Source organism: Winogradskyella pulchriflava, assembly GCF_042434315.1.
Lineage (GTDB): Bacteria > Bacteroidota > Bacteroidia > Flavobacteriales > Flavobacteriaceae > Winogradskyella > Winogradskyella pulchriflava.
The window spans coordinates 1,148,917-1,160,986 of sequence record NZ_JBHLTQ010000001.1 but is presented as its reverse complement, the minus strand read 5'-3'; the positions used below and the strand labels follow the sequence as shown (position 1 = coordinate 1,160,986).

The 12,070-nt window shown below is 33.1% G+C and carries 8 protein-coding genes; 1 reads left to right on the top strand and 7 read right to left on the bottom strand.

Annotated elements, in window-relative coordinates:
• Position 1: 1 nt before the first annotated feature.
• From ACFFGA_RS04985 to ACFFGA_RS04955, 7 genes are all read right to left on the bottom strand, one after another.
• Positions 2–1,453, bottom strand: coding sequence for a RagB/SusD family nutrient uptake outer membrane protein (locus tag ACFFGA_RS04985; protein WP_386060512.1), 1,452 nt, complete (start codon positions 1,451–1,453; stop codon positions 2–4).
• Positions 1,454–1,467: 14 nt separating this feature from the next.
• Positions 1,468–4,635, bottom strand: coding sequence for a SusC/RagA family TonB-linked outer membrane protein (locus tag ACFFGA_RS04980; protein ID WP_386060509.1), 3,168 nt, complete (start codon positions 4,633–4,635; stop codon positions 1,468–1,470).
• A 496-nt stretch (positions 4,636–5,131) separates the two neighbouring features.
• The gene (locus ACFFGA_RS04975) at positions 5,132–6,664 is read right to left on the bottom strand and encodes a helix-turn-helix domain-containing protein (RefSeq protein WP_386060506.1); all 1,533 of its coding nucleotides are present in this window, start codon (positions 6,662–6,664) and stop codon (positions 5,132–5,134) included.
• Positions 6,665–6,833: 169 nt separating this feature from the next.
• Entirely contained in the window at positions 6,834–7,025 is a 192-nt protein-coding gene (locus ACFFGA_RS04970) for a hypothetical protein (protein WP_386060503.1), read from the bottom strand.
• 189 nt (positions 7,026–7,214) lie between these two features.
• Entirely contained in the window at positions 7,215–8,492 is a 1,278-nt protein-coding gene (locus ACFFGA_RS04965; protein WP_386060500.1) for a metal-dependent hydrolase family protein, read from the bottom strand.
• A gap of 9 nt (positions 8,493–8,501) precedes the next feature.
• Entirely contained in the window at positions 8,502–9,521 is a 1,020-nt protein-coding gene (gene galE, locus ACFFGA_RS04960) for a UDP-glucose 4-epimerase GalE (RefSeq protein WP_386060497.1), read from the bottom strand.
• A 4-nt stretch (positions 9,522–9,525) separates the two neighbouring features.
• A complete protein-coding gene (locus tag ACFFGA_RS04955; protein ID WP_386060494.1) occupies positions 9,526–10,671 on the bottom strand; it encodes a DegT/DnrJ/EryC1/StrS family aminotransferase in 1,146 nt (381 codons plus the stop codon).
• Positions 10,672–10,792: 121 nt separating this feature from the next.
• On the opposite strand from ACFFGA_RS04955, the gene ACFFGA_RS04950 reads away from it, so the two are divergent.
• The gene (locus ACFFGA_RS04950; RefSeq protein WP_386060492.1) at positions 10,793–12,028 is read left to right on the top strand and encodes a 3-deoxy-D-manno-octulosonic acid transferase; all 1,236 of its coding nucleotides are present in this window, start codon (positions 10,793–10,795) and stop codon (positions 12,026–12,028) included.
• Positions 12,029–12,070 lie beyond the last annotated feature (42 nt).

The following is a 12,070-nucleotide window of genomic DNA, read 5'->3' as shown; positions in this document are numbered from 1 at the left end:
ATTAAATATTATTAAATCCTGAATAATTACTATTTAAATCAATCTCATCTTCCGGTATTTTTAGGAAAAATAGATTGCTATCAGCAGGTACATCTATAGATATTCTATGAATGTCATTTCTCAATATTGGAAGATTGTAGCGTTTTGCATCAAACCATTGCGGACCAAACTCACCATAAAATTCTTTTTTTCTTTCTAGCAAAATTTCATTTAATAATGCTTGCCCTGAGTTTGTAGTAATTGTAGCATTAGGGTCTCTAGCCGATTGTAGTGCAAACAAAAGGTTTCTTGCTTCTTGCACATTTCCAAGATGGTATTGTGCTTCTGCGTCAAATAAAACCATTTCAGACTTTCTAATAAGAGGTATATCTGAGCTAAAAGTAAACGCATACTTTGTTGAAACAAATTCTCTCCAAGGTGTTGTAGCCGATACACCATATATATCTATAAAAGTATTTCTAACATCTGTCGATGAAAATTGTGCTGCAAATTCTGGGTCTATATAAGACGCATTATAACTTAAAGTTAAATGATCCATCATAGGAGCAGCATGTCCCCAATAAAAGTTGGTTTCATCAGATCCATTTTGAAATAAAGCCCATAACCATTCCTGGTCTTGCATATTATTAAAACCTGCTCCCCAATTAGATGATTGTACTGCTTGTGTAGCATTGCCACCATAAGCACTTCTTGCCAAATCAGAAACTCTTTGCCAATTATCTTGTGTAACAGAATACACTCGAGCTAACACTGCTTGAGCTACTGCCTTGTTAATAAAGCTCTTTCCTATCCTAGCATCTGGCAAATCTTCAACTGCATCTTCCAAATCATCAATAATTTGCCCATAAACCTCACTCATAGGTGCAGGTGGATTACCTCCCACAGTTTCTAAAGATGTTGGAGTGGTATAAATGGGGATTCTCTCTATATTTCTATCATTATTATAATTTGGCGCAAACTCTAAAGCGAGCTCAAACAAATGAAAACCTCTAAAGAATTTACCCTTAGCAACAAACTCCCTTTTCTCATTACTACTTAAACTACTGCTATTATTAACTCCAAATATTAAAGTATTAGCAAAATTGATATTCTCGTAGTTAAAGTCCCAAGTAAAATTAGTTCTCCTAAAGTTGGGCTCACGGTTTTCATGTCCATAATCAAATCTATACCAATTGACATCTTGTATGATGTCATTTCCTTTTACTGCTCTAGCAAAATACATAGCATACAAACCACCAGCATCTACTGTTCCGTATTGACCTTTATAATTTGACAATATTCCATTGACGAATGTTTGTGCGTTTTCGCTTGAAGAGAAAATTAATTCGTCTGTTACACCTGTAGTATCTATTGGTTCTTCAATAAAATCTTTTTCACAAGACAAACATACGCTCATTAGGACCATAACAACCAAAGGCGTTATAAATCTGAGTCTGTTATTTTTATTTTTCATCGTTATTATTTTTTTTAAAATTCTATTAATGTTCCAAATGTGAATGTTCTTTGTAAAGGAGACCTGTTTGCTGTAAGCCCATTAAAAGCTTGCTCTGGGTCAATACCTCCATGGCTTTGCCAAGTCAGTAAATTATCTCCTTGGAAATAAATTCTGGCCGAAGCTAGACCAATGTCCTCTAAAACATCTTTAGGCAAATTATAGCCAACGGTAATGCTCTTAAGACGTAAATAGTCATTTTTAAACAACCATCTTGTTGACTGAGAATTAAAATTATTATTAGAAGTGGTTAACCTTGGGAAATCAGTAATATCACCTGGCTGTGACCAAGCATTGAAATTATCTGGATGAGCAGATGCGCCTATGGCATCAAAATTATTAACTAATCCTGAATAATCGGTATCTAACAAATATGCGCCAAGACTGAAATTAAACAAAGCACTTAAATCAAATTGCTTGTATCTTAAATTTGTATTGAAACCACCTTGTATATCTGGCAAGGACTCTTTACCTGTTTCATAGCGTGTAGCTTGGTCGTAATCGTTTGTAACGGTTCTTCCTGTTACGTTTCCATTAGTATCTAATACATCCTGATACCAAAGCGCATCACCATTAGCAGGGTTAACACCAGCCCATTCTCTAATATAGAATTCAAAAAGTGAATTTCCTGGTGCCCACAACTTTGTACCTTGCACTTGTCTATCAGTAAATGGAGAAATTTGAATAATTTCATTCTTTAATACTGAGAAATTACCACCTACACTCCAACTAAAATCATTCTTATTAAAAATATCGCTGTTTAGAGTTACTTCCCAACCTGAATTTTCAATAATACCTGCATTAGCTCTCACTGTAGGAACACCAGGCGATGGTGTAGCTGTAATATCCTGAATTAAATCTTCACTGCGTCTTTTAAAGTATTCTACCGTACCTGTAAGTGCACCATTGAATATTGTAAAATCCATACCAATATTCAAATTTGTAGATGTTTCCCATTGTAAACCTGGATCTGGTAAGGTACCTGCTGGTAAATTAGCAGGTTGACCTTCAACTGGTGATATAACTACACCACCAAAATTAGCTCCTCCAAACAAAAAGCTTGTTGGAAAAAAGCCACCTGGAATACTAATATTCCCTAATTCACCGTATGAAGCTCTAAGCTTAAGGCTGTTTAACCAGCTAATGTCTTCCATAAAGCTCTCATTTGTAACACTCCAAGAAGCACCAATAGAGAAAAATTCGCCAGTATTAAACTCTTCATTAAATTGAGAAGATTTATCCTGTCTAAAAGATCCTTCAATAAAATATTTGCTGTCGTAATTATAGGCCAATCTACCTAACCAGCTTACAATTCTTCGCTCAGTTCTAAAACCTCCAAAACTTTCTGCTACAGTTCCATTACCCAATTCCTCTTGACCTGGTAAAAATCCTGTTGCAGATGCGCTAAATGTGTCTGCAGTAGTCGTATTAGCTTCAAAAATTCCATCAATTGAAACTGAGTGAATATCTGCAATAGTGGTTTTATAATTAAGCGCTTGAACGGCATTTAGTCCTGTTGTTATACTTCTAGCTTTACTAACCCTACCTCCAACGCTTGAAGCTGCACCAATCTCATCATCATCAAAACTATGGCTATCAAAAACAAAGTTCTCGTAATTTAATGTTGATCTGAATGTAAAATCTTTAAGGAATTTTACTTCGGCATAAGCTGAACCTAAAAAGTTGGTTCTTATTCGTTGTTCAGATCCTAATTTAATAGAAGCTAAAATATTCTCACCTTGGTTAGTTGGTCTATTAAAGTTTACAGGTTGACCAATTGGTCTTCCATTACCGTTACCAAGGTCATAGATAGTATTACCACTATCATCTAAAATTAATCCACCATTAGCATCTCTTACAAATACTGGATAAATACCATTAACATTATATATCCATGATATAGCTTGTGTAGTACTTCCTGAAGTTTGATCTGGATTATTAGAGTAAGATCTAGAATAACCACTTGTGATACCTAATTTAAGCCAATCATTAACTTGGCTATCCAATCCAACCCTTGATGCTATCCTTTCAAAATCTGATTTAATAACAGGTCCATCTTCACTCAAATAATCTACAGAGAAAAAATAGTTAGTATTACTTGTTCCTCCAGAAATATTAATGTTATGATTAACTCTTGGAACATTTTCTCTCAATACAACATCTTCCCAATCTGTTGTCCATAATAAATCTGCACCTTGAACCAAATTACCATCTGCACCAATTGGATTATTAACACTATAAGGATTATAACCTAATGTTGGAATTAAATTATTTGTAGCATTGGTTGATGCTTCGCCAGATGTTTGCCCAGAGTTATATAAATTGTCGTTTCTCAATGCTGTCCACATTAGTTTTAAGTAGTCCTCAGAACCAACGATATCGTGAATACCAACAGCAGGATTAGAGACACCATACTGTGTTCTAAGCTTCACGCTTGTTTTAGTGTTCTTTTTTCCTCTTTTAGTGGTAATTAAAACCACACCATTTGATGCCCTTGAACCATAAAGCGAAGCAGATGAAGCATCTTTTAAAACAGAGATAGATTCAATCTGATCTTGGCTAATGGTATTCAAATTACCCGTAAAAGGTGCGCCATCGATTACAATTAGGGGACTGTTAGCTCCATTAAAACTACCAAATCCTCTAATTACAAAACTTGGGTTACTACCAGGTTGACCGCCAGGTGTAATTAAGTTTATTCCGGCAACAGTACCCTGTAAAGCACGTAAAGGAGAAGTAACTTGTTGATTTTCGATAACTTCAGAACTCACCACGGCTACAGAACCTACAATAGCCTCCTTTTTCTGAGTACCATAAGCCACAATTATAACCTCATCTAAAGCATTGTCCTCCTCTAATGTAATGTCATATACATTAGCAGATCCAATTTGAACTTCGACAGCTTGCATCCCTACATAAGAAATTACTATAACTTCACCAGAAGTGACACTTATAGAAAACTTACCGTCAAAATCTGTTTGAACACCTCTTGAAGTGTTTTTAACAATTACATTAGCGCCTGGTAGAGGCATACCATCTGACATGGTGGTGACAGTTCCTGTTACTGTTTTTTCTTGGGCTTGGGCTATTTGCAACCCAAAAACTAAATACACCAGAACCAAAACATAGTTTTTTACTTTCATAAAATTTTAGATTTACTTGTTAGTTTGATGCAAAAAGAAAGGTCGGCAGTGAAGTATATTCTAAAGACTAACTTAAAATAATTACTTCGATGAAATTAAAGTTAACATGGTTATTTCATACAGTTAAGTAAGGCTTACACTGCCTTCCTTTGCAATTGCTGTATAAAGAAAGTAAGACAGCTGTATATACAGGGTAATGACTATAAGAGTTTACTTATGCCGATAAGTATTTCCTTATCATTTACCCTTTTAACAAATAGTAATTAAATCCTAAGAGATTGGTGTAAATAATTTTCTTCTATTAAAGCTTAGTTGCTACTAAGTAGTATTGGAAATCAAGAAATGGTTACTTACTTTTAAGAGACGTAAATAATAAAAGTTAGTTCTGTATAACAAAACAAAGCATAATAATGAAAAAGTTAGCTTAGAGCTGTAATTTTGGAAAGAAAAGAATGAATAAAATTTAGTTAGTTATTGAAAATTCCTTCTAACTCTACTACACTAAATAAAGTGATCTAATATAGGTACTTGGTGTTTGATTCATATATTTTTTGAAAGCCTTGTTGAACGTGACCTTATTGTTATAACCAACTTCGTAGGCGACTTCAATAATATTAAGATTACGCTTTTGGTCACTATCAAAAATATCCACAGCTTCCATAATTCTGTAGTAATTTATTAAATCATAAAAGCTCATATCAAAGTGCTCGTTAATGACTTGTGAGGTATTGTGCCTGGTAGTTCCCAACATTTCAGCAAGCATTTCTAAACTTAAGCTATTATTTTTATAGACTTTATCTTCTAATAACAATTCAAAAAGTTGCTCCTTAAGTTCACTTGAAAAACTTAAGGTAAGGTTAGATTTTTCATACTTAATAGGTAATTTATTATTGCTGTTATTATTACCATTGGCATTCATAATGATTTCAGGTCTTAAACCAGACATTAACGCTATGTAAAAAATCATTCCTATCATTAAAATAGCTTTTAAATACTCAAATGGTTCATACTCTATTACTCTCATAACAACAAATCCATGTAGAATATACGCAAATGTGTAGCACACAAAAATGATCATAATATTTCGTTCCCAAATAGCTCTACTTTTTATTTCGATATTCTCTTTATTATTTTGTTTTTTGTTTTTATATACATTATAAATAGCTACAGCGTATAAACTCAAAGACAAAGCCTTTAGCAACACCAGTCTTTTGGTACTTAAAAGAACATCTTGCGTATCATCCAGAAGTAAATAAAACTTCTCAGTACTATCTAGCATATAATAAGGAGTAAGCCATAATATGAGTAGTACTGTTGGAGCTAAGTGTAGTAAGTCCTTAACCGCTAAATTATAATTCTGTACAACTCTTTTAAAATAAAAATAAAGTAGCGGTCCATATAGAAATGAAAAAGGTGTAGAAACATAAAAGGTATGAGGAATTTTTAAATGGTAATTAGACACATACAAACTTATATGTATCATAAACAATGAATGAAATAGTACAAATGCTCCTATTAATAGGACTGATGTTCTATCTAAATTTTTCTTAGCAACAAGAACTAGTACTATAAAAATGCCTATAATACCTGTTAACGCGTGTATTAGAGCGAGAAAATTAAAATGCGGTTTATACTTTTTAACTAAATCATTATAAGGTTTTTGGTCCTTTATATCTGAAAATACATGGTCGCTTAAAATGGATAAATCCTTGGTAGATCTAATGTATTTTTTTATATGTTTTGCTGCTTTTGAGGCGTTGTTATCTTCTGAGTACAAAATCGCCAAAGTCTTATTAACAAAGGCTGAATCATTAGTTCCATTAGACAACAATGACTCATTAACCTTTATTAAATCCTTTCGTGTAAGAGAGTCATGTACTTTTTGAATTTGTAAAATACTATCTAGCCCAGCATTTGATAATACCTCAAAATTAATTTTAGGGTCGGTTTTTTCATTTACTGTTGCGTTGCTCTTGTAGAAAAAAAAGAGCAAAATAAAAAACATTGAAACGTGCTTAGAAGAAGCCATTTTGGATGAGTTGGATTTAAATTTTGATTGATGATTCTCTAAGTTAAATCCATTAACTCAATAAAATTCTTAAAGACTTCTTAAAAAAAAGGTAAAAATGTAAAATCCGATAAAAGTTTACCTTTTTAACACCATTTTAAGAGGAAAAAGAAAGTGTATATAGTGGCGCTTATCTAGCCAATTGGCAATCCTTGCAGTCCTTTACTTCTCCATAATATGTCTCGCGATATTTATGAAGTGTCTTAAAAGGGATACTTAAAAATTGTTTCTTAATGTAAGTAACTTTGGTGTGGAGTTTACCCATCTTAGGAGAGAAGCGTTTTTCAGTTCTCGTGTGTCTTTTAATGCTTATCAATTTCATGTTATTCAATTATCATTCAACACAAAACAACAAAGACTAAAAGGGAATCCCAAGAAATAAATGTTAAATCCTAGTTAAGCCTTTTTTATATTATCACATTGAAAATCAGACTGTAAAATAATTATCATATCCTTAGCTAATGGTACTTATCATTAATAGACTGATAATAGTAAAATAAAGAGAATCCTATTATTTTTTATAAATAATACCGTTTTTCATAACGAAAGTGACATTTTCCATTGTAGAAATGTCTTGTGTTGGGTCTGCATCTACAGCAACAATATCTGCTAAAAAACCTGTTTTAATTTGACCAAGCTGGTCTTCCATTTTTAAGATCATAGCGTTGGTTATTGTAGCACTTTGTATGGTTTCCATTGCTGGCATACCAGCTTCTACCATATAACCAAATTCCTTACCATTATCTCCGTGATAAAACACAGCTGCATCTGTACCAAAAGCAATACCTACACCTGCTTTATAGGCTCTACCAAACATATCCTGAATTTTAGGCCCAATATCCAAAGCCTTAGGTACAATAACATCAGGATAGTAATTTGGAATTTTGGCTTTTTCGGAAACAAACTTACCTGCACTAATAGTTGGTACTAAATACACATCGTGCTTTTTCATAAGCTCCATAGTTTCTGCGCTCATTAGTGTACCATGTTCAATAGTTTTCACACCACCTAATATGGCGCGTTGCATACCTTCATCACCATGAGCATGTGCCGCAACATGAAATCCATAGTCTTTTGCTGTTTCACAAATAGCTTTTATTTCCTCTACCGTAAATTGTGGGTTTTGCCCGCTTTTTGCAACACTCAACACACCACCTGTTGCAGTAATCTTAATTAAGTCAGCACCATTTTTATAACGTTGTCTTACAGCTTTTTTGGCATCAACTACTCCATTAACAACTCCTTCTTTAGGACCAGGATCTCCTATTAAAGCTTTGCTAGACCCATTAGTAGGATCTGCATGCCCACCAGTTGTAGCTAGTGCTTTCTCAGCTGTAAAAATTCTAGGGCCTTTTACTTTATCTGCATTTATTGCATTTCTTAAAGATACATTTACACCAGAACCACCTAAATCTCTAACTGTTGTAAAACCACTCATCAAAGTAATTTCGGCATACTTTACCGAATTAAAGGCAACATCTGCATCATTTAGCGTATATTCTTCTAGGTAAGATTTTGGATTGGTTTCGCCTTCTATATGCACATGAAGGTCTATTAAACCTGGCATTACAGTTTTTGATTTTAAATCAATTACTATATCTTCTGAATTTTCAGGTTCAGCATATCCACTATTTACAGCGATGATTTTGTTACCCGAAACAACAATTGTTTTTTCGGTAAGTACTTTACCAGATTTTGTATCTATAAGTTTTCCACAGTGTAAATATGTTGTTTGAGCTGTTATAGATACTGTAAATAGTAATACTAAAATCCTGAGTAAAGTCTTCATATTAAATATTTATTTATTTCTTATTTTTTGTTCCCATTTCCAAGCTGAAGCCATAGCATCGTCTAGAGTTAGTTCAGTTTTCCAACCTAAAACTTCATTTGCCTTAGAGGTTTCAGCATAGGCTGCTATAACATCACCTTCTCTCCTGTCCACTATTTGATATTTTAATTTTTTACCTGATACACGATCGAAAGATTGTATAGCTTCTAGTACTGAGCTCCCAGTTCCGGTTCCAAGGTTAAATACTTCAAAGTTTGAAATATTTTTACTTTCAATTAAACGCTGTAAAGCTACTACATGGGCCTTAGCTAAATCAACTACGTGAATATAATCTCTTATACATGTACCATCTGGCGTGGGGTAATCACCTCCAAAAACTGAAAGTTGCTCGCGCATACCAATAGCTGTTTGCGTGATAAATGGCACCAAATTTTGCGGAACACCAATTGGTAATTCACCTATTTCTGTAGAAGGATGCGCACCAATTGGATTAAAGTATCGCAAAGCAATAGCATTTAATTTTTCGTTAACCTTACATGCATCAATTATAATTTCCTCACCAATCTGTTTGGTATTACCATAAGGCGATTCGGCAGGTTTAACAGGAGCATTTTCGGTTATTGGCAACTCATCTGCTTGTCCATAAACTGTACATGACGAACTAAAAATAAAATTCTGTTTTTCTAGTTTTATCATTTCCTGAAGTACGTAAACCAATGTATTAATATTATTCTCATAATACATTAATGGTTTGTTTACGCTTTCACCCACAGCTTTGTTAGCCGCAAAATGAATTACTCCAGCTATATCATTATGCTTCTTAAAAAAGCTTGTAACATCGTCTTTAATTTTTAAATCAAGCTTTTCAAAATGCGGTTTTTTATTAGTTATTGCAGTAATTCCATCTAAAACTTCAATTGAAGAATTACTTAAATTATCAATTATTACAACTTCAAAACCTTCGTTTTGTAACTCTACAACTGTATGCGATCCTATAAAACCTAAACCTCCAGTAACTAAAATTTTCATGGAATTAATTTGCGTTAATAAAGCTTAATACTGTTGATGTAATAAATTCAATTTGTTCATCATCTAACTCTGTATGCATTGGTAAAGAAATCACTGAAGATACTAATTGGTTTGTTACCTTAAAATCATCTTCGTTATAACGTTCATCTTTATAAGCTTTTTGTTTGTGCAATGGAATTGGATAATACACTCCACATGGAATGTTATTTTCTTGTAAATGTACCACTAAAGCATCTCTATCTACATTTTTTAAGTTCAATGTATATTGATGAAACACATGGCAATCTTCACCATCATTAGTCTCTAAACCTGTTGGTGTTGTAATATTAGGATGGTTTTTAAAAGCCTCATTATATTTTTTTGCAGCATTACGTCTTGCTGTATTGTACGCATCCAGATGTGGTAACTTTGCATCTAAAACAGCTGCTTGTATTGAGTCTAAACGCGAATTTACACCTACTACATCATGATGGTAACGTTTGTACATACCATGATTTACAATACCTCTTATGGTATGTGCTAAATCGTCATTATTAGTAAATATAGCTCCACCATCTCCATAGCAACCTAAATTTTTTGATGGAAAAAATGATGTTGAAGCCACATCTCCCAATGCACCAGCTTTTGTTTTACTTCCATTTTTGTGTGTATAACTTGCTCCAATTGCCTGAGCATTGTCTTCAATAACATATAGATTATGCTCTTTGGCAATTTCCAAAATCGCATCCATATCCGCAGGCAAACCAAATAAATGCACTGGTACAATAGCCTTAGTTTTTGGTGTAATTGCTTTTCTTATAGCATCAACATCAATATTAAAAGTTATAGGATCTACGTCTACCAAAACTGGTGTAAGTTGTAAAAGGGCAATAACCTCAACTGTTGCCGCAAATGTAAAATCTGCCGTAATCACCTCATCTCCTGGCTTAAGTCCTAATCCCATCATGGCTATTTGCAAGGCATCCGTTCCGTTAGCACAAGGAATTACATGCTTTACACCTAGATAATTTTCTAAGTTTTTTTGAAATTGATGCACTTTTGGACCGTTGATAAAAGCTGCACTATTCATTACTTCTTCAATTGAAGGATCTACAACATCTTTTATTTTTGCATATTGACCTTGGAGGTCTACCATTTGGATTTTTTTCATTCTGAAGGCTATATTTAGAAAATAGTATAGAGCAAGATGCTCCAAGCGAAAATACAAAATTGTAATTGCTATGACAATGCATTTTATTGAAAGAAATGTATTTTAGCACAAATCTTTGTCTTTGAGAATAATTTATTCCATAGGAATTTACATTGCGAGTTTTTTTATTAAACTCATAGCACTTTTTGACACCAAATTAAAGCAAGGTGTTGTTGGAAGAAAAAACACCTTTAAGAAACTCCAAAATGCGATACAGCCAAACGACAAAACTTTTTGGTTTCATTGCGCATCATTAGGTGAATACGAACAAGGCCTACCTGTTTTTAAAGCCTTAAAGGCTAAGTATCCTAATTATAAAGTTGTTCTATCCTTTTTTTCCCCTTCTGGTTATGAGGTTAGGAAGAATACCAAAATTGCAGATATTGTTGTGTATCTTCCACTAGATACTAAAACAAATGCTAAACGTTTTTTAAATATTGTAAACCCAGACTACACCATATTTGTTAAATATGAAATTTGGCCAAACTTTTTGCTCGAAATCAAAAAAAGAAATCTTAACGCCATCCTTATATCTGCTGTATTTAGAAATAACCAAAGTTTTTTTAAGTGGTATGGTGGCTTTATGAAATCTGCTTTATCAGGGTTTAAACATATATTCACTCAGGATGAAAACTCTAAAACTTTATTAGAAAGTATAGATTATAATAATGTTTCAGTTTCTGGTGATACACGATTTGACAGGGTTTTAAATCAATTAAAAACAGATAATTCAATCAATTTTATAGAGGAATTTAAAAATGATAAATTATGTATTGTCTTTGGAAGTACTTGGCCTGAAGACGACAAACTTTTTATAGATTATATAAACAACAATAGTAACACTAATCTAAAATTTATTATTGCTCCTCACAATATAAAACCAAGCTATACGGCTTCTATAAAATCACAATTAAAAGTAAATGCTATAAGTTTTTCTGAAAAGACCAATCAAAATTTAACCAATTACAATGTATTTATCTTAGATATCATTGGATATTTAAGCAAAGTTTATAGCTATGCAGATATTGCTTATGTTGGAGGAGCTGCAGGCACAACGGGTTTACACAATATATTAGAACCTTCTGTATTTGGAATACCTATCCTAATTGGCAAAAACTACGACAAATTCCCAGAAGCCAAAGCACTTATCAATGCCAATGGAGTTATTTCGGTTTCCAGTGCTCAAGAGTTTAATTCTGCCATTACAGATTTAGTTGAGAACAAGGAAACGAGAGTTACTCAAGGATTTATAAATATTGACTTTATTAACAAAAACAAAGGAGCTGTCATCCAAATTGTAGATTATATCCGTATATAGACAAATTGAGAACACTAATAAACCATGCAAATTTGTTAAAAT